19 protein-coding genes, 3 tRNA genes and 1 rRNA gene are annotated in these 16,549 nt (G+C 48.3%); 17 read left to right on the top strand and 6 right to left on the bottom strand.

Going from position 1 to position 16,549, the window contains the following annotated elements; all coding sequences use genetic code 11:
- Window positions 1-127 precede the first annotated feature (127 nt).
- Window positions 128-243: ribosomal RNA gene (gene rrf, locus KNQ08_RS11570) — 5S ribosomal RNA — on the top strand.
- A gap of 121 nt (window positions 244-364) precedes the next feature.
- On the opposite strand, the gene KNQ08_RS11565 is transcribed toward rrf, so the two are convergent.
- On the bottom strand, window positions 365-835 hold the full coding sequence (locus KNQ08_RS11565; RefSeq protein WP_214724246.1) for an NUDIX hydrolase: 471 nt from the start codon (window positions 833-835) through the stop codon (window positions 365-367).
- Between the two features lie 129 nt (window positions 836-964).
- Here KNQ08_RS11565 and KNQ08_RS11560 point away from each other — a divergent pair.
- The 7 genes from KNQ08_RS11560 to KNQ08_RS11530 all read left to right on the top strand — a co-directional run bounded on the left by KNQ08_RS11560 (window position 965) and on the right by KNQ08_RS11530 (window position 4,421).
- Window positions 965-1,041, top strand: a tRNA-Met gene (locus KNQ08_RS11560).
- 34 nt (window positions 1,042-1,075) lie between these two features.
- A tRNA-Met gene (locus KNQ08_RS11555) sits at window positions 1,076-1,152 on the top strand.
- 119 nt (window positions 1,153-1,271) lie between these two features.
- Window positions 1,272-1,721: a tRNA (adenosine(37)-N6)-threonylcarbamoyltransferase complex ATPase subunit type 1 TsaE gene (gene tsaE / locus KNQ08_RS11550; protein WP_023469616.1), complete on the top strand. Its 450-nt coding sequence runs from the start codon at window positions 1,272-1,274 to the stop codon at window positions 1,719-1,721.
- Window positions 1,718-2,371, top strand: a complete 654-nt coding sequence (gene tsaB / locus KNQ08_RS11545) for a tRNA (adenosine(37)-N6)-threonylcarbamoyltransferase complex dimerization subunit type 1 TsaB (RefSeq protein WP_214724244.1) — start codon at window positions 1,718-1,720, stop codon at window positions 2,369-2,371. Before tsaE ends, tsaB begins: the two co-directional genes overlap by 4 nt.
- Complete coding sequence (gene rimI, locus KNQ08_RS11540) at window positions 2,364-2,819, top strand: ribosomal protein S18-alanine N-acetyltransferase (protein WP_214724242.1); 456 nt, start codon at window positions 2,364-2,366, stop codon at window positions 2,817-2,819. The genes tsaB and rimI overlap by 8 nt, the downstream gene beginning before the upstream one ends.
- Window positions 2,816-3,823: a tRNA (adenosine(37)-N6)-threonylcarbamoyltransferase complex transferase subunit TsaD gene (gene tsaD / locus KNQ08_RS11535; RefSeq protein WP_214724240.1), complete on the top strand. Its 1,008-nt coding sequence runs from the start codon at window positions 2,816-2,818 to the stop codon at window positions 3,821-3,823. Before rimI ends, tsaD begins: the two co-directional genes overlap by 4 nt.
- 28 nt (window positions 3,824-3,851) lie before the next feature.
- Complete coding sequence (locus KNQ08_RS11530) at window positions 3,852-4,421, top strand: hypothetical protein (RefSeq protein WP_058704191.1); 570 nt, start codon at window positions 3,852-3,854, stop codon at window positions 4,419-4,421.
- 47 nt (window positions 4,422-4,468) lie between these two features.
- Here KNQ08_RS11530 and KNQ08_RS11525 read toward each other — a convergent pair whose 3' ends face one another.
- The 3 genes from KNQ08_RS11525 to KNQ08_RS11515 form a co-directional block, all read right to left on the bottom strand.
- The gene (locus tag KNQ08_RS11525; protein ID WP_149427970.1) at window positions 4,469-5,128 is read right to left on the bottom strand and encodes a haloacid dehalogenase type II; all 660 of its coding nucleotides are present in this window, start codon (window positions 5,126-5,128) and stop codon (window positions 4,469-4,471) included.
- Window positions 5,129-5,196: 68 nt separating this feature from the next.
- Entirely contained in the window at window positions 5,197-5,652 is a 456-nt protein-coding gene (locus tag KNQ08_RS11520; RefSeq protein WP_214771801.1) for a flavodoxin, read from the bottom strand.
- A gap of 105 nt (window positions 5,653-5,757) precedes the next feature.
- Entirely contained in the window at window positions 5,758-6,078 is a 321-nt protein-coding gene (locus tag KNQ08_RS11515; protein WP_023469609.1) for a winged helix-turn-helix transcriptional regulator, read from the bottom strand.
- 183 nt (window positions 6,079-6,261) lie between these two features.
- On the opposite strand from KNQ08_RS11515, the gene KNQ08_RS11510 reads away from it, so the two are divergent.
- Together KNQ08_RS11510 and KNQ08_RS11505 are read left to right on the top strand one after the other, a co-directional pair.
- Complete coding sequence (locus tag KNQ08_RS11510; protein WP_149427968.1) at window positions 6,262-6,660, top strand: DoxX family protein; 399 nt, start codon at window positions 6,262-6,264, stop codon at window positions 6,658-6,660.
- A gap of 19 nt (window positions 6,661-6,679) precedes the next feature.
- Window positions 6,680-7,273 carry a flavin reductase family protein gene (locus tag KNQ08_RS11505; protein WP_149427967.1) on the top strand — a complete coding sequence of 198 codons (594 nt, stop codon included), beginning with the start codon at window positions 6,680-6,682 and terminating at the stop codon, window positions 7,271-7,273.
- 131 nt (window positions 7,274-7,404) lie between these two features.
- On the opposite strand, the gene KNQ08_RS11500 is transcribed toward KNQ08_RS11505, so the two are convergent.
- Both KNQ08_RS11500 and KNQ08_RS11495 read right to left on the bottom strand, forming a co-directional pair.
- Window positions 7,405-7,827, bottom strand: coding sequence for a hypothetical protein (locus KNQ08_RS11500; protein ID WP_064299193.1), 423 nt, complete (start codon window positions 7,825-7,827; stop codon window positions 7,405-7,407).
- Window positions 7,827-9,728 (bottom strand): ATP-binding cassette domain-containing protein, encoded by a 1,902-nt coding sequence (locus tag KNQ08_RS11495; protein WP_029342826.1) that lies wholly within the window; start codon window positions 9,726-9,728, stop codon window positions 7,827-7,829. Before KNQ08_RS11495 ends, KNQ08_RS11500 begins: the two co-directional genes overlap by 1 nt.
- A gap of 167 nt (window positions 9,729-9,895) precedes the next feature.
- Between KNQ08_RS11495 and KNQ08_RS11490 the strand changes: the two genes are divergently transcribed.
- The 7 genes from KNQ08_RS11490 to KNQ08_RS11460 all read left to right on the top strand — a co-directional run bounded on the left by KNQ08_RS11490 (window position 9,896) and on the right by KNQ08_RS11460 (window position 16,548).
- Window positions 9,896-10,555, top strand: coding sequence for a redox-sensing transcriptional repressor Rex (locus KNQ08_RS11490; protein ID WP_023469604.1), 660 nt, complete (start codon window positions 9,896-9,898; stop codon window positions 10,553-10,555).
- Window positions 10,555-10,752: a twin-arginine translocase TatA/TatE family subunit gene (locus KNQ08_RS11485; protein ID WP_029342825.1), complete on the top strand. Its 198-nt coding sequence runs from the start codon at window positions 10,555-10,557 to the stop codon at window positions 10,750-10,752. Before KNQ08_RS11490 ends, KNQ08_RS11485 begins: the two co-directional genes overlap by 1 nt.
- A 7-nt stretch (window positions 10,753-10,759) precedes the next feature.
- Window positions 10,760-11,539, top strand: coding sequence for a twin-arginine translocase subunit TatC (tatC, locus tag KNQ08_RS11480; RefSeq protein WP_149427966.1), 780 nt, complete (start codon window positions 10,760-10,762; stop codon window positions 11,537-11,539).
- Window positions 11,540-11,643: 104 nt separating this feature from the next.
- Window positions 11,644-11,719, top strand: a tRNA-Ala gene (locus KNQ08_RS11475).
- A gap of 224 nt (window positions 11,720-11,943) precedes the next feature.
- Entirely contained in the window at window positions 11,944-15,690 is a 3,747-nt protein-coding gene (locus KNQ08_RS11470; RefSeq protein ID WP_214805650.1) for a S8 family serine peptidase, read from the top strand.
- 127 nt (window positions 15,691-15,817) lie between these two features.
- Window positions 15,818-15,976, top strand: a complete 159-nt coding sequence (locus tag KNQ08_RS11465) for a hypothetical protein (protein ID WP_014971497.1) — start codon at window positions 15,818-15,820, stop codon at window positions 15,974-15,976.
- A gap of 119 nt (window positions 15,977-16,095) precedes the next feature.
- On the top strand, window positions 16,096-16,548 hold the full coding sequence (locus KNQ08_RS11460; protein ID WP_149427964.1) for a hypothetical protein: 453 nt from the start codon (window positions 16,096-16,098) through the stop codon (window positions 16,546-16,548).
- The last annotated feature ends 1 nt before the right edge of the window (window position 16,549 follow it).

Genomic DNA, 16,549 nt, shown 5'->3' with positions numbered 1-16,549 from the left:
ACGATGAGGTAGATAGGTCACGGGTGGAAGCATGGCGACATGTGGAGCTGAGTGATACTAATCGGTCGAGGCCTTGTTCTAGCAGATGCTTGTTGATGACTTCAGTTTTGAGGGCGCGAGCCCGTCGTCTGGTGACGATAGCCAAGTGGTCACACCCGTTCCCATGCCGAACACGGAAGTTAAGCACTTGAACGCCGAAAGTAGTTGGGGGCTTCCCCCTGTGAGGATAGGACGTTGCCAGGCACTTGACCGATCTGCAGATTGCAGGTCGGTCTTTTTGTGTAGTCCTTTTAGATAAGAAAGAAAAAAAACTGACGAATGGACGTCAATCCGCCATCACGTCAGTTTAAGCGAAGCATCTAGATTAAAAAGAAGGGGTTGTGCTAAGAAGACGAGGCGTGACTTGGCGTAAGAGCGCTGCAGCACGTGCTTCAAGAGGTGTTGGTAATTGATTCAGGGAGAAATACTGTAAGTCGAGACTCTCTCCGTCCGTCATTTGTAAGGTACCCGATACGTCTTTTGCTTGAAAGAGATGGATCACACTGTAGGTTTGATCGCCATTTGGATAACGGAAGAAGTAATCAGGACCCGAGAAGACGTCTAGCAGCTGAACGCTGCGTGCTTGAAGTCCGGTTTCTTCCTGCAACTCGCGCATCGCAACTTCTTCAAGTGTCTCACCTGGTTCCATCGAACCACCGGGGAGTCCCCAACTGTGTGTATCCGAACGATATTGAAATAGCAGTTCATGTTGTGAATTCATGACGAGTACGGTCGCACCCACGCTGATCAACGGTCGGTTGCCTACGATCTTTCGTAAATCTAATAAGTATCCCATCTGCTCACTCCTTTCGTATCAGTATAGAAGAATATTCATTATGACAGTTAGTAAAAAGAAATAAGGCAAAAAGACTTGCCAATTTAAAAGACGCATGTTATATTAATATCTGTCGAAACGTTATATCATCGCGGGGTGGAGCAGTCTGGTAGCTCGTTGGGCTCATAACCCAAAGGTCGTCGGTTCAAATCCGGCCCCCGCAACCAATTTTTAAATAATCAAATCCGAAACGTTTATCGTCGCGGGGTGGAGCAGTCTGGTAGCTCGTTGGGCTCATAACCCAAAGGTCGTCGGTTCAAATCCGGCCCCCGCAACCAATTTTAAACTTAACTTCAACTTTACTACGAAACGTTCAGCGTTTCGTATTTTTTTTTGCCTTTTTCGTTCGGTACAATAGAGAAGGACGAACAGTACGTATTAAAGGAGGAGACATCGTATGATAGAACTGGAAATGAACAGCTTGGAAGAAACGACTGCCTTGGCCCTTGAACTCGGACGACGTGCTGAAGCGGGAATGGTCATTACGCTCGATGGGGATTTAGGTGCTGGGAAAACGACCTTTACGCAAAGCTTTGCGAAAGGGTTAGGTGTGACGCGTCACGTCAACAGCCCTACCTTTACGATCATGAAAGTCTATACGGGACGTCTTCCTCTTTATCACATGGATGTCTATCGCTTGGAAGGTTCCGGTGATGATATCGGACTTGAAGAATATTTGAACGGTGAAGGCGTCGCCGTCGTCGAGTGGTCTGAATTGATCGCGGACAGCCTCCCACCTGAACGTTTGGCAATCACGATCACGCGAACGGGTGATGATAGTCGACGTTTTGAGCTGACGCCGATCGGAGAACGATACATTACATTATGTGAGGGATTGAAATCATGAAAATCGTAGCTATTGATACATCGACGAAACAATTATCGGTTGCTCTTTCAGACGGGAAACAGATCGTAGCAGAAGCTTCTTATGTCACGTTCTTGAATCATGCGACGAAACTCATGCCGTTGCTTGAGCGCTTGATGGTGGAAGCAAAATGGACACCGGCTCAACTGACACGTGTCGTCGTTGCTGACGGTCCTGGTTCTTATACCGGATTACGGATTGGAGCGACGACAGCGAAGACGCTCGCCTATACACTGGGCATCGAGCTCGTTGCCATCTCGACACTTGAACTGATGGCGGCTTCGACAGGTCATACGGGACGTGTCGCAGCAATTCAAGATGCGCGGCGTGGAGCAGGGTTTGTCGGAGTGTACGACGCCGGGAAACGAATCGGTGAAGAACAGCATGTCGAGATCGCTTCTTTTGTGAAGACGTTACCGCCAGATACGCTCGTCACAGGAGACGTCGATGCGTTCGAAGAGATTCTTCAGCCATTTGAAAAGGCGGCTCCTGCTTTCCGGACTCCACGTGCCGGTGTACTCGCTTTACTCGGTGCAACACGCCAGACGGTCGAAGCGCATGCGTTCGAACCACGATACCTGCGTCTAGCTGAAGCAGAGGCGAAATGGATTGAGGCACAGCGTCATGAGTAAGGGCATTCGTCGGATGACCGTACAGGACGCTGCAGGTGTTCATGCGGTTGAACTCGAATCGTTTGCGACACCGTGGACGCTAGATGCCTTCGAAGCGGAAATGACACAAAATCCGAATGCCTATTATGTCGTTGCCGATCAAGATGGTATCGTTGGGTTTGCTGGTCTGTGGCATATCGCGGATGAAGGACATATTACGAATATTGCCGTCAAGCAGTCGCATCGCGGACAAGGGTTCGGGGAAGATCTGCTAACGGCATTGATCGCCGTCGGTCGTGCGCTTAGTTTGCGGGCGATGACACTCGAAGTACGTGTCTCGAACACACCAGCGCGGACTTTATATGAAAAACTCGGATTTCAGTATGTCGGTGTCCGAAAACGATATTATCAAGATAACAATGAAGATGCTGCCATCTACTGGCTGGAGCTGGAGGGAGAAGACCTATGACACAACCATTGATTCTAGCAATTGAATCGAGTTGCGACGAAACGGCAGCTGCCGTCGTCCGTGGAGGAATCGACGTCTTATCGAACGTCGTCTCGTCTCAAATCGAAAGTCATAAACGATTCGGTGGCGTCGTGCCTGAAGTGGCTTCACGCCATCACGTTGAACGGATCACATACGTCATCGATGATGCTTTGACGGAAGCAAACGTCACGATCGACGATATCGATGCGATCGCCGTCACGGAAGGACCTGGACTCGTTGGAGCACTGCTCGTTGGTGTCAGCGCAGCGAAGGCACTCGCCTTTGCTCACAATAAACCATTGATCGGTGTTCATCATATCGCAGGTCATATCTATGCGAATCGTCTCGTGCAAGAGCTTGAGTTTCCGCTCGTCTGTTTGATTGCATCAGGTGGGCACACGGAACTGATCTACATGCCGGAAGACGGTGTATATGAAGTCATTGGTGAAACACGGGATGACGCCGCCGGGGAAGCATATGATAAAGTTGCTCGGACGTTGAAGTTACCGTATCCAGGTGGTCCACGAATCGACCAGTTGGCACAGACTGGTCAGGATACGTTCCATTTTCCACGTGTCTGGCTCGAAAAGGATTCGTATGACTTTAGCTTCAGCGGTTTGAAGTCAGCAGTCATCAATGCTGTGCATAACGCCGAACAACGGGGAGAAACGATCATCCCGGAAGATTTAGCTGCGAGTTTCCAAGCGAGCGTCGTCGAGGTACTCGTGACGAAGGCGGTCCGTGCCGTGAAGGATAAAGGGGGACGTCAATTACTGCTTGCTGGTGGCGTCGCTGCCAACAAAGGATTACGCCAAGGTCTCGAAGCAGCGTGTGCGAAGGAAGGAATCGATCTCGTCATTCCGCCGATGCACCTGTGTGGAGACAATGCAGCGATGATCGGAGCGGCTGCGATTCATCCGTATCGCGCGTTACGCTATTCGACACTTGCCATGAACGCAGAACCTGGGCTAGATTTAAAGTAAGGAATCCGAACAACTTGGGGGAAATGGAATGAAAAAAGTCATCATCGCATTGTTAGCGGTACTGGTCATCGTCGCGATCGGACTTCAGATCCGAGAAATCGTCAACGCATACCAAGTCGCCTATAAGGAAGAACTCGTACCCGATAAAAAAGCGGTCGAGACGAATACGAAACAACGTCCACTTTACGAAATCGGACGAGCAGAAGGGGAAAAGACCCGGATTCAAAAGTTATATGCTTTTGATCAGACAGTCAATGGTAAGCTCAGTAACGTCGTCATCGTCGATCGGAAGTATGGTTTAACGAACAAGGCGAGTGATGATTATTTCATGATTGCTTCCGGAACACCAGTGACGGATCAAGAAAAGAAGTCATTCGAACCAATGATTCAAAAGATGGATGCAGAACAAGTCCAAGCCGAGGTCATCTCAAAGCATGAGGTGACGGCTGTCGAGAACAATAAAAAACGGACGTTGACGTTATTTAAGGTCTTCTATAAGGATACGGATCAAAACGAATACCTCTTCTTCATCGAAAAAGAAGGCGGTCTGAAACTCGATCTATTCAAGAAGGGTTACTCACGTTTGTCTAATTACTAAATCCATGAAAACAGCGGATTCCTAAATAGGAGTCCGCTGTTGTTCGTTCATTGCCATTCAGTGATACCCGTCAAGTCATCATAGATACGATCGGGATCGAGATTCAATTCCTCGACCGGAAGTCCATTTCGATTGATCCATGCCGTTTTGAAGCCGAAACTCTTCGCCCCGGTGATGTCCCAACCGTTCGAGGACATGAAGAGGATTTCCTCGCGTTTTAGACCGAGCGTGTTTAAGGCATGCATATAGGATGCAGGTGCTGGCTTATACTGTTTGATATCATCGACACTGACGAGATGTTCGAACCGATCGGCTAAGCCTGACTGCTCAATCAGCGGATCGAGCATATCATGGGAACCATTCGAGAAGACGACTAGGCGCTTGTCCGCCATCGTCTCGAGAACGGAGCTAACTTCGGGATATACATTAAGCGTCAGGTACGTCTCCATTAAGGTCGTGATTTGTTCCTCGGTCACATGGAGCTTCAGTTCGAGTAACGTATAGCGGAGAGCATCTTGTGTCACTTGGCTGAACGGCACATACTGTCCGTTCAATTGTCGGAGGAAAGAGTACTCCAGTTGTTTCTCCCGCCAGCGTTTGCTGATCGCTTCTCCGTGACCCGGGTAAAGTTCTTCGGCTTTTTCTTTGACGGAATGGACATCGAATAATGTACCGTAGACGTCAAAGACAAGTGCTTGAATCGTCATAAAACATTCATCTCACTTTCATAGAGTCTGTTTTAACGATTCCCTTACAGTACGGATTCAAACGACACTCAAGAATGAACCTGTCGTAAAAAGCGATGAAACGTCTGTGCGAATGCGCGGCAAGCGGCCTGTTTCTCCGGGGTATTCGGATCAAACTCAATCTTCAAGCCATCCGTGACGAGGGTCGCCCCAGCTTCTTTTAACGCGTCTTCAATCAAATCAACCGCTGCGCAGTACTTCGGATAATCAAGATCCCCCGAACCAAAAGCAGCAGCCGGTATCCCGTCTAAGGATTGTTCCCGTAGCTCCTCGACGAAGTCTTCTGCTTCATACGGTAAATCACCGTCTCCCCATGTATATGAGCCGAGTAATAGACCATCAAAACGTGATAAGTCCTCCCCGACGAATTGATCTAGTTCCGTGATCGTCACGTCGACATCGTGTTGCTCGAGTTCATGTTGAATGAGCGAGACGATATCTTCCGTATTACCGGACATGCTGACGAATCCAATCGCGATATGCATGCATCTTCCTCCTTTCACTGTACTTCTCTACTTTAATTGATAATGATTATCAATGTCAAAGGACATATAAAAAAGCACCTTCCAAAGAAGATGCTTTTCTATACATTAGTCTTGTAGTTCGGCCCATTCCTCAATGGAACGAATGACCGGTTCGAGTTGGCGCCCTTTGTCGGTCAAACTGTATTGAATCTTAATCGGACGATCGGGAATGACAGTCCGGATGACGATGCCTTCCGCTTCGAGCTCCTTCATACGTTCCGTGAGCATACGACCTGATAATTCGGGAATGGCATCTTGAATCTCATTGAAACGACATGTCTTCGTCAACAAGTGACGTAAGATCAGACCCGTCCATTTCTTACCTAAGATTTCAAAGGCATGTTCGACTTTGGGACAAAGAGCCGGTTGGATTGCGACTTCTTCCATCAGCACTCATCCTTTCTATAGTTGTAGTATACCCGCTTCTGCTAAAAAAATCGAATCATTTTACTTAATGTAACGTCTTGAACTAAAACAAATCTATTTACTTTTAGTAAGTGATAAGATATAGTCTGTTTATTGAGTTACTTAAAGTAACTAAAATACATTAGGTAAAAGGAGAAGAGAGCAATGATGGATACAGGACTTTTAATTATTCGTTTAATCATCGGCTTAACGTTCGCTGCACACGGGACACAAAAATTATTTGGTTGGTTCGGCGGACACGGAATCGCTGGAACAGGCGGTTGGTTCGAATCAATCGGCATGAAGCCAGGGAAGACACTCGCGATTACAGCAGGTCTTGCTGAATTGATCGGCGGCTTGTTGTTTGCAGGAGGCGTATTCCTCTGGATCGCAGCACTCCTCATCATTGGATCGATGCTTGTCGCGATCGTTAAAGTACACGGTGCGAATGGTTACTGGGTGACGCAGAACGGGTACGAATACAACATGGCATTGATCGTCATCGCGCTTGGTGTAGCTATGATCGGTGCTGGAGACTATTCACTCGCTGCACTCATCGGGTGAAGAAAAAGGTGGGTCATTCATGAAGTTCGAGGCATCAACGCTTAGCGCAAAAGACAATTATAAATTACTGATCGGAAGCATCATTCCGCGTCCGATTGCTTTCGTGACAACGCAAGGAGAAGACGGGACGGTCAACGCCGCACCGTTTTCCTTCTTTACGGTCGCTTCAAGCAGTCCACCACAACTGGTGATTGCCGTACAACGGACGGATCAGGGTCAGAAGGATACGGCACGTAACATCTTGGCGAAACAAAGTTATGTCATCCATATCGTCAGCGAAGAGATCGTCGACGCAGTCAATGAGACAGCAGCGCCACTTGCTTACGGTGAAAGTGAGCTTGAGCGGACGGATTTGACGCTCGTCGATAGTGACGCGATCGAAGTACCCGGAATCGCCGAAGCGAAAATCCGCTTCGAGATGCGCTTGACGCAATACGTCGAGCTAGAAGGTGCCGATCTTCTGATTGGGGAAGTACTGCGTTATCACGTCGCGGATGAACTCGTCGATTCGTTCCGGATTGACGCAGCAGGCTTGAAGGCTGTCGCTCGTTTAGCAGGGAATGATTATGCGACGATCGGGAAGACGTTTACGATTGCCCGACCGACAAAATGATAGAAGCGTGAATGCTTGATTCATCGTACGATTCGTTTTGATTCAAACGAAAAGGAGTGGAGAGACCGGTCTAGCTACCGGAATCTCCACTCCTTTTTCTCATGTCGTTCATCTGATTCATCGATCGGACTTCAAGGTTGCGGATCGATTTCGTTTGAAGAGGCTTCAAGACCATGACGTTTACTGTACTGATAGCCATCGAGCAAATAAAAGACGATTGCGAGTGCCCAAATGCCGACACAGCTTATCAAGAAAGCGGTGAGCGGTGAGACACTACCGTAATACGATAGGATCAACGGGTCATTGAGTTCGACGAATAGCTGTGTCGTCAGGAGCGTACAGCATAATCCCGAGAGTAAACTGACGAAAAGACCGCTCCATGTCTGGATGACGAGACCGATCATACAAGAAATCAGGAGGAACAAAGGAAGCGCGGCATTAAAAGCATCCGGCCGGATGAAGGTGGACACGTAGTCTGCATACATCGGTACGAAATAAAGGATGCCGGATAGCAGTCCTTGAATCAAGTTAATGAAAAAGCTTTTCGTCCGCATCAGTGTTGGTTCTCCCATCGTTCCATCAATTCGAGTAGATCGACATCAATTTGGTCACGTTCTGCTGAAAGAGCTGTCGCTTTCGGAATATCGTTGAAGACTTCCGGTTCACAGAGCAATTGTTCAATTTCTGCCGAACGCTGTTCGAGCCGCTCGATGTCTTGTTCGAGTTGCTCGATCTGCTGACGGCGCTTGCGTTCTTCTTTCTGTGCTTCCTTGTCGATCGTCTTCGACGCCGTGACCTTTGCGGCTTTTGCTTCCTCGGCTTCAAGACGCGCAATCTCTTCTTGCTCCGCCTTCTTCTCCGTGTAGTACGAATAATCACCGAGGTATTCCGTCACGCCGGCTTCACTCATCTCGATGACGCGGGTCGCGATCCGGTCAATGAAGTAACGGTCGTGGGAGACGAATAGCAGCGTACCTTCGTAGTCGACGAGCGCGTTTTCAAGGACCATCTTCGAATCCAGATCCAAGTGGTTCGTCGGCTCATCGAGGACGAGGACGTTCGTCTTCCGGAGTTTCAGTTTCGCGAGCGCGAGACGTCCGCGTTCGCCACCGGATAACTCATGAACAATCTTGAAGACATCGTCACCGCTAAATAGGAATTGCCCGAGTACGGACCGGACTTCTTGTTCACGCATCAGTGGCCATTCGTTCCAAATCTCATCGATGACACGGTTCCGATCATTGAGTTCCGCCTGCTCTTGATCGTAATATCCGATCGAGACGCCGGTTCCGAAACGGAAATCACCGAAGAGGGGGCGTAAGCGGCCGACGAGGACTTTCAGGAGCGTCGACTTTCCGATTCCATTCGGTCCGACGAGTGCCAGCGATTCACCGCGTTGCAAGCGGAACGTGATGTCTTTTGAGACAGCTTCTTCGTAACCGATCGCCAGTTGATTGACTTGAAGAACGTCGTTCCCGCTCTGTTTTTCAATCGGGAAGGACAGGACCGTGCTACGCTCATCCCCATCTGGTCGGTCGAGCCGGTCGACCTTCTCGAGCCGCTTCCGGACACTTTGGGCACGTTTTGTCGTCGTCGCCCGGGCGATGTTCCGTTGAATGAAGTCCTGCATCTTCGCGATCTCTTCTTGCTGCTGTTCAAACTGCTTCATTTCCTGATCGTATAAGGCCGCTTTTTGCTCCAAGTACTTCGTATAGTTCCCCGTGAACTTACGACAGACATTGCGCGACAGTTCGTAGACGACATTGACGACTTGGTCGAGGAAGTACCGGTCGTGCGAGACGATCAGGACGGCACCACGATAACCACCGAGGTAGCTTTCAAGCCAAGCAAGCGTATCGATATCGAGGTGGTTGGTCGGCTCATCGAGAATGAGGAGCTCTGGTGCTTGCAGGAGCATCTTTGCTAAGGCAAGCCGTGTCCGTTGACCACCGGATAATGTCTGAATCCGGCGCGAGTAATCATCCGGATAAAAGCGCATGCCGTGCAAAACGGAGCGGATATTCGCTTCGAACTGATAACCACCGGCTTCTGAGAAGTCGTGTTGCGCTTGATCGTACGTCTTCAAGAGACGATCGTAAGCGACCGGGTCGTTCAAGATATGCTCCATGCCCATTTCGATTTCCATCCGGCGCAGTGTTCGTTCTTGTTCCTGGAGATGTTCGAAGACGGTCAGCATCTCGTTCCAGATCGTCTCATTCGATTCGAGACCACTGTCTTGCGCGAGATAACCGATTTTGACATCCTTGCCTTTCATGATGTCGCCCGAGTCATGACTGAGTTCACCAGCGATGATTTTGAGCAAGGTCGATTTACCGGCACCGTTTCGTCCGACGAGCGCAATCCGATCTCGCTCTTGTACTTCCAGTTTGATATTTTCTAAAATCGGCTCGACGCCGAATGATTTCGAGAGTTGATTGACTTGTAAGAGTATCATTTCCATCCATCCTTCCACCCTTTAGTCTATCACGAACAAAAGCGCAAGGTCCTGCGGAATATATTATTTGTGACTCTATGTGAAGTGGTTTACAATCAAGGAGAGTAGAAAGCTTTTTGCAAAGATTTGGGTGCCACGATGGATGTGGCCGAAGGGGGAACTGCAGGATGAATGGACCAGACACAAAAATTCCACAAGCGACAGCAAAACGGTTGCCGCTATATTATCGCTTCATCCAAAGTTTATACAATTCAGGCAAGCTCCGCGTCTCTTCTGCTGAGTTAAGCGAGGCGGTGAAGGTTGATTCAGCAACGATTCGTCGCGATTTTTCCTACTTTGGGGCATTAGGGAAGAAGGGGTATGGGTATAACGTTCAACATCTCTTAACGTTTTTCCGCAAAACCTTGAATCAAGATGAGGTGACGAATGTTGCCTTAATCGGGGTCGGTCATCTCGGAACAGCGTTTGCAAATTATAACTTTTTAAAGAATAATAGTACTCGGATAGTCGTTGCGTTTGATGCGGACGAAGAGAAGGTCGGAACAACGACGCATGACGTTCCAATCTATCATGTTTCGGACATGAAAGAACAAATCGAAGCGAATCAGGTCGATGTTGCCATCTTGACGGTTCCATCGCAGTTCGCACAGTCAGTAGCGGATGAGTTAGTCGAGTATGGTGTGACAGGCATCCTGAACTTTACGCCAGCGCGGTTGAACGTGCCAGCGAGCGTCCGGGTCCATCACATCGATTTATCGATCGAGTTGCAGTCGTTAGTTTATTTCATGAAGCATTATTCGCAATCAGCTGAAGGAGTGAAATCATAATGGAAAACCTTATCCCGCTCACACTAGGTATCGGACCAGCGAGCATCGGATTAATCGCGGTCGTCGCGTTGATCATCTTCGGACCGAAGAAGTTACCAGAATTCGGACGCGCTGCGGGTCAGACATTGAAAGAGTTCAAGAATGCCACGAACGGCATCATGGACGACGATAAAAAGGACGAACCGAAAGAGAAGTGATTGAATCATGACGGTTGATCAAGAGCAAAGCATGACGTCGCACCTTGACGAACTGCGCAAGCGGATCGTCTGGTCGCTTATCATCGTCGTCGTCCTGTTCGCTGTCGCATTTCCGCTCGTCCGACCGCTCGTTCGCTTCTTGCAAGCGGACTTAAAAGAGCTCGGCATCGGTTTGAATGCCTTCAACGTCGCCGATCCTTTAATGTTGTATTTGAATCTTGCGTTCATCATTGCGCTGATTTTAGCGTCACCGTTCTGGATGTATCAACTCTGGGCATTCGTCCGACCAGGACTTTATGACAAGGAGCAAAAAGCGACATTGACGTATATTCCGGTCATCTTCTTTCTATTTTTGGCTGGCGTAGCCTTCTCGTATTTCTGGTTGCTTCCCTTCTTGCTTGAAGTCTCAACAGATCTCGGGAAAGAGCTCGGAATCGAACAAGTCATTGGAGTCGAGAACTACTTCAGTTTCTTAATCCGATTGACGATGCCGTTCGGTCTTCTGTTCCAATTGCCGGTCGTGACGATGTTCCTGACGCGTCTTGGTCTCGTGACGCCATATTTCATGCGAAAGAATCGGAAATATGCGTACTTTGTGCTGTTCGTCGTTGCGGCATTGATCGCACCGCCGGATGTGACGTCACACTTGATGATCTCGGTGCCATTGTTCGTTCTCTATGAGATCAGCATCTTGATTTCTGCGCGGACGTACAAAAAGGTCTTGATCCTCGAGCAACAGGCAGAGCTTGAACGACAGGCGGACTTGATGCGTGAATTGAATAAATGAATCGTGAATTCCTTCCGACGATTTTGGAAGGGATTCTTTTTTATGAAAGCGTTCTTTTTATATTGATAAAGCAGTTAGTGATGCGTATACTAAAGATAATTCATGGGGGCTTAGCTCAGCTGGGAGAGCGTTTGGCTGGCAGCCAAAAGGTCGTCGGTTCGATCCCGATAGTCTCCACCAATACCAAATATCTAACTCCTCGAAGCGTCGAGGAGTTTTTATTTTACTCCCAGTTAAATTCCTTACAAATATAAAATGTCATGTAAAACAAATAAATTAAAAAAATAGACAAATATAAATTGTTTATTTCCATTAAATTCATTAAACTAAATATACAGAATTTTCGTTTAACTGTTTTATCAGTAGTACTACTATGGTTTTACAGAAAAGGGGAAAACGAACGCATGAAGAAGAAGATTGCACTTATGGCAGCCGTCTTAATGACGTCTTCCAATCTAGTCAGTGCGCAAGGTGCACTGTCGTCGCAAGACAAAGCAACGGGTCAAAAACCGCAAGCGCTCTCGCTGAAGAAATCGGGGCAAGAGAAGAACTACAAACAATCGGATAAAGTCCGTGTCGTCATCGAGATGGAAGAGAAGCCGGCGATTCAAATCGCCCAGGCTCAAAACAAGCGGTATAGCACATTGAGCAATGCCGAAAAAGAGTCGATCAAAGATCGCCTCGTCAGCGTCCAAAAATCGGTCAAGTCAGCCATCGCTAAAAAATCAATTCCCGTTACATATAAGGAGAGCTTCACGACCGTCATCAACGGATTCAGTGGTGAAGTTAAGTTCGGCGACATCGAAGACATTAAAAAACTCAACGGAGTCAAGAGCGTACATATCGCCCATGAATACGCGCGTCCGGAAGTTGCTAAAGGTGCAAAGCCAGACATGCTGTACAGCAAGGACATGGTCAATGCGAAGGAAACATGGCAGGACTATGGTTTTAAAGGGGAAGGAACAATCGTTGCCGTCATCGATACGGGAATCGATCCATCGCATAAGGACATGGTCTTGAGCCCTGAGACGAAGATCGATTTGACTTCTTCGAAAGTCGATAGTGCGAAAGAAACAAAAGGTTTAAAAGGAAAATACTTCACGGAAAAAGTACCGTACGGCTATAACTATGCCGATCACGATAGCGAAATCCGTGATTTAGGTGCGGGCGCATCGATGCACGGGATGCACGTCGCGGGTACGATCGGAGCAAACGGCGATGAAGCAAACGGCGGCATCAAAGGGGTCGCTCCGGAAACACAACTCCTCGCGATGAAAGTCTTCGGAAACGATCCAGGAATGCCATCGACATTCAGCGATATCTACATTAAAGCGATCGATGATGCGATTGCACTCGGAGCCGATGTCATCAACATGAGTCTCGGATCGACGGCATCGTTCGTCAATGCAGATGATCCAGAACAACGTGCAATCGTCAACGCGATGAACAACGGTATCTTGTGTGCGATTTCTGCTGGTAACTCGGCATTCGCAGGTCATGGTGCAGGTAACCCGTACACAGCGAACCCGGATATCGGTGTCGTCGGTGCCCCAGGTTTAACGAGCCAAGCACTCCAAGTCGCATCACTCGAAAATACGAAATTGACACTCGAAGGCATGGCGCTGACGATTGACGGTCAGGATGCTGGTTATTTGGCATACCAAAAACAAGATTCACCGAATCCGATTGCTGTCTTCGATAAAGAGAAGAAAGATGTCGTCTATGTCGGTGACGGTCAAGCTTCGAACTACGAAGGCAAAGACGTCAAAGGGAAAGTCGTCTTCGTCGTGCGTAACGGTGGTTTCAACTACGGTATGATCCAAGCAGAAGCTGAGAAGCAAGGGGCAGCAGGTGTCATCGTCCGCGGTCGAGTCGATCATGGGGATTACGTCAGCATGGCGCTCAACAATCCGACGATTCCACTCGTCACGCTTAGCATCGCAGACGGAAACGATCTTGAAGCAAAAGCAAAAGAGGGCAAGGCAATCGCTGTCACGTTCGACGGAAAAGCAGTCTCAGCCGATAACCCGGTCGCAGGACAAATGTCTGACTTCACGTCTTGGGGTGTCACACCAAGCCTTGACTTCAAGCCAGAAATCACGGCACCAGGTGGAAAAATCTACTCAACGCTCAACGATAATGAGTATGGTGTCATGAGTGGAACATCGATGGCGGCACCACACGTTGCTGGTGGAACGGCACTCGTCATGCAACGGATCGCGAAGGACTTTAAAGTCGATGGTGCGACACGCGTTAAGCTCGCGAAGAACATCTTGATGAACACGTCGCGTCCGCAACTCGATCAAGGAAAATACAATGCGCAGCTAAAAACAGGCAACTTCTACTCCCCACGTCGTGAGGGAGCTGGATTGATGGATCTTCGTGCTGCCATGAAGACACCAGTCGTCGTCACAGAGACGAAGTCGGGTGAAGGTAAGGCATCCTTGAAGGAAGTCGGCGAGAAGTTCACGTTCACGCTTGATTTGAAAAACTACAGCAGTGAAAAAGTGACATATAAGTTAGCCGGAACGGTTCAATCGGATCTCGGTGCAGAAGGATCGAACTTCCTCGAAGCAAACGGCATCTTTAAAAAGGGAACGATCGGTACAGTGGATGCAAACAAAGGCACATATCCGATCTCATTCGCAGTTGGCTCGAAGAAAGCAAGTTCGGTCTCGATTAATCCGAAGAGCTCAACGAAAGTCAGTGTATCGGTCGATCTGAAGGATACAACGGACTGGGCAAACGAACTTCCGCTCGAACAAGTCTTTGAGAACGGCTACTTCGTCGAAGGATTCGTCCGTCTGATCGATACGAAGAGTAAGAATCCAGAATTGACGGTTCCTTACGTTGGCTTTAAAGGAAAATGGGATCAAGCTCCGATTCTAGACGCACCATTGTACGATGAAGACAACACGTTCTATGGTTTGACAGGTCTAGCGACAGAAGTGAAGGATAACTTCGAATTCCTTGGCGCAAACGCTGCTGGAGATGTCGTCGCGAACAAAGTTTCGTTCTCACCAAACAACGATGGTAGCGCAGATGAAGCCTTCCCGATCATCTCGTTCCTCCGTAATGCGAAAAAAGTCGAGTACTCGATTCTTGACCGGAATAAAGCAACGCTTCAGAAGCTCGATACGCAAACGGACGTCGTCAAGAACTACTACGATAGCGGTTCAGAGGACGGATACACACCAGTCACAAGCGCTGCTTGGGACGGAACGATCAACGGGAAACCGGTCAAGGATGGTCTTTACTACTACAAAGTCAAATCCGTGATCGATTATCCAAATGCAAAATGGCAGTCGAATCTCTTCCCAGTCTATATCGATACGAAAAAACCAGCTGCAACTGTGAAGTGGGATGCGTCGAAATCAACGCTCTCGTGGACAGCAGGTGACCAAGGAACAGGTGTCGCGTCATACGATATTCTCGTCAATGGTAAGAGTGTCTTGAAACAACCGCTTGCTGCAACAGAAAAAGCGTACACGTTGACGGATCTTCCAGAGCGCGCGAAGATTGCCTTCGTCGTGAAGGATTATGCAGGAAACAGTGTGAAAAAAGACGTCAACACGACAGGTGTCGATAAAGCGGTACCGAACGTTCAAATCGATACACCAGTCGCACTTGGTCTTGCGACATCAAAAGTCATCAACATCGCAGGTCACGTCTCTGATGAATCAGGCATCAAATCGTTCAAAATCAATGGTAAATCTGTCAAACTTCGCTTCGATGCGGCCCAACAAAACTATGCGTTCAGCCACGACGTGACGTATACGACGGATGGCGTCAAGTCATTCAAGGTCGAAGCGTACGATGGTAAAGGAAACCGTGTGGCGTTCAGTCGTCAAGTCATCATCGACACAGAATTACCGACGATTCGCGTCACAGCACCAAAAACCGTTTCAAGCAAAACAAAAACAGCTGAGATGAAGATCGTTCTTCGCGATAACTACAGCGAATTACGCTTTGACTTCAACGGTAGCGCGGAATACCGCCGGACGTTCAAAGAGCCGTACGAGATGAAAGCCTTCAAAAAGACAATCACGAAAAAAGTGACGCTCAAGAAGGGGAAAAACACGTACAACTTGAAACTGAAGGACCTCGGTGGACACGTTGTTACGAAAACAGTCGTCATCACGAAAAAATAAGAAACAAAAGATGAAGCCAGGCGGAAATCCGTCTGGCTTTTCTTGCGTGCCGAAGCGCCTTGAAGGGTTTATGAGACGAGAAGAGGGGGAATTTTAAGAACAGAAACAAGTCAGAGGGGGAACAACCATGAATCCGTTCACGACCTTAATCGCCTTCATTGTAGGGTGTCTCGTCTTATATCTCGGTATCCGCGACAAAAACGGCTGGCTGATCGGTGTCGCGATGATACCGCTCGCGATCGTTGCCTATAGCGTCATCTATCTGATCATCCAGGTCAGTGCGTAGTCTTCATGGAAGATGTCTTACCCTAAGCGGTAGGACATCTTTTTTTTTGAAATTCGTACTACAGATGAAACCGATCCAGTAAAATGTAAGTATATAACAGTATAGAGAGGTGGATGATCATGGAACACGTACATACACAAACGGATGCCTTAGCGGCGCTATACAAAGAGATGCACCAAAAGACACAGACCGGCATGTGGGTCATGCTTGCGGCATTCTTAGCGCTCAGTAACACACTCGAGAAACCGATCTACGCGATGATCGTCCCGTTATTGTATTTTGGCTACGATATGTTCGTACAACGCAAGCGGTTCGCGCTTGTTGCGGAATATACATCAGAGACTTCTGCAAGACGGCTTTATCACGTGCATGTGTTGATCGGTATCTTACAATACGGAGCGCTTGCCGGTCTAATTGTCTGGGCAGCCGATCGACCGAACACGTCTTTTTTGCTCGGTCTGATCATCATCGTCATTCCGTTCTACTGGATCTGTCGAAAAACGTTAGAGTTCATCTCACGAAAGATTGATCCAACGTATATCACGGAAAAAGAAATTCACAAAGCGCGCTAAA

It is taken from the genome of Exiguobacterium sp. s46, from assembly GCF_018618875.1.
Classification (GTDB): Bacteria; Bacillota; Bacilli; order Exiguobacteriales; family Exiguobacteriaceae; genus Exiguobacterium_A; species Exiguobacterium_A abrahamii.
Note: the sequence above shows the minus strand (reverse complement) of the source record. Positions and strands in the feature narration are given on the sequence as shown.

What these genes read in the sequence shown, in the direction of transcription:
- KNQ08_RS11565 (WP_214724246.1), bottom strand. Translation starts at nt 835, where the DNA reads ATGGGATACTTATTAGATTTACGAAAGATCGTAGGCAACCGACCGTTG.
- tsaE (WP_023469616.1), top strand. Translation starts at nt 1,272, where the DNA reads ATGATAGAACTGGAAATGAACAGCTTGGAAGAAACGACTGCCTTGGCC.
- tsaB (WP_214724244.1), top strand. Translation starts at nt 1,718, where the DNA reads ATGAAAATCGTAGCTATTGATACATCGACGAAACAATTATCGGTTGCT.
- rimI (WP_214724242.1), top strand. Translation starts at nt 2,364, where the DNA reads ATGAGTAAGGGCATTCGTCGGATGACCGTACAGGACGCTGCAGGTGTT.
- tsaD (WP_214724240.1), top strand. Translation starts at nt 2,816, where the DNA reads ATGACACAACCATTGATTCTAGCAATTGAATCGAGTTGCGACGAAACG.
- KNQ08_RS11530 (WP_058704191.1), top strand. Translation starts at nt 3,852, where the DNA reads ATGAAAAAAGTCATCATCGCATTGTTAGCGGTACTGGTCATCGTCGCG.
- KNQ08_RS11525 (WP_149427970.1), bottom strand. Translation starts at nt 5,128, where the DNA reads ATGACGATTCAAGCACTTGTCTTTGACGTCTACGGTACATTATTCGAT.
- KNQ08_RS11520 (WP_214771801.1), bottom strand. Translation starts at nt 5,652, where the DNA reads ATGCATATCGCGATTGGATTCGTCAGCATGTCCGGTAATACGGAAGAT.
- KNQ08_RS11515 (WP_023469609.1), bottom strand. Translation starts at nt 6,078, where the DNA reads ATGGAAGAAGTCGCAATCCAACCGGCTCTTTGTCCCAAAGTCGAACAT.
- KNQ08_RS11510 (WP_149427968.1), top strand. Translation starts at nt 6,262, where the DNA reads ATGATGGATACAGGACTTTTAATTATTCGTTTAATCATCGGCTTAACG.
- KNQ08_RS11505 (WP_149427967.1), top strand. Translation starts at nt 6,680, where the DNA reads ATGAAGTTCGAGGCATCAACGCTTAGCGCAAAAGACAATTATAAATTA.
- KNQ08_RS11500 (WP_064299193.1), bottom strand. Translation starts at nt 7,827, where the DNA reads ATGCGGACGAAAAGCTTTTTCATTAACTTGATTCAAGGACTGCTATCC.
- KNQ08_RS11495 (WP_029342826.1), bottom strand. Translation starts at nt 9,728, where the DNA reads ATGATACTCTTACAAGTCAATCAACTCTCGAAATCATTCGGCGTCGAG.
- KNQ08_RS11490 (WP_023469604.1), top strand. Translation starts at nt 9,896, where the DNA reads ATGAATGGACCAGACACAAAAATTCCACAAGCGACAGCAAAACGGTTG.
- KNQ08_RS11485 (WP_029342825.1), top strand. Translation starts at nt 10,555, where the DNA reads ATGGAAAACCTTATCCCGCTCACACTAGGTATCGGACCAGCGAGCATC.
- tatC (WP_149427966.1), top strand. Translation starts at nt 10,760, where the DNA reads ATGACGGTTGATCAAGAGCAAAGCATGACGTCGCACCTTGACGAACTG.
- KNQ08_RS11470 (WP_214805650.1), top strand. Translation starts at nt 11,944, where the DNA reads ATGAAGAAGAAGATTGCACTTATGGCAGCCGTCTTAATGACGTCTTCC.
- KNQ08_RS11465 (WP_014971497.1), top strand. Translation starts at nt 15,818, where the DNA reads ATGAATCCGTTCACGACCTTAATCGCCTTCATTGTAGGGTGTCTCGTC.
- KNQ08_RS11460 (WP_149427964.1), top strand. Translation starts at nt 16,096, where the DNA reads ATGGAACACGTACATACACAAACGGATGCCTTAGCGGCGCTATACAAA.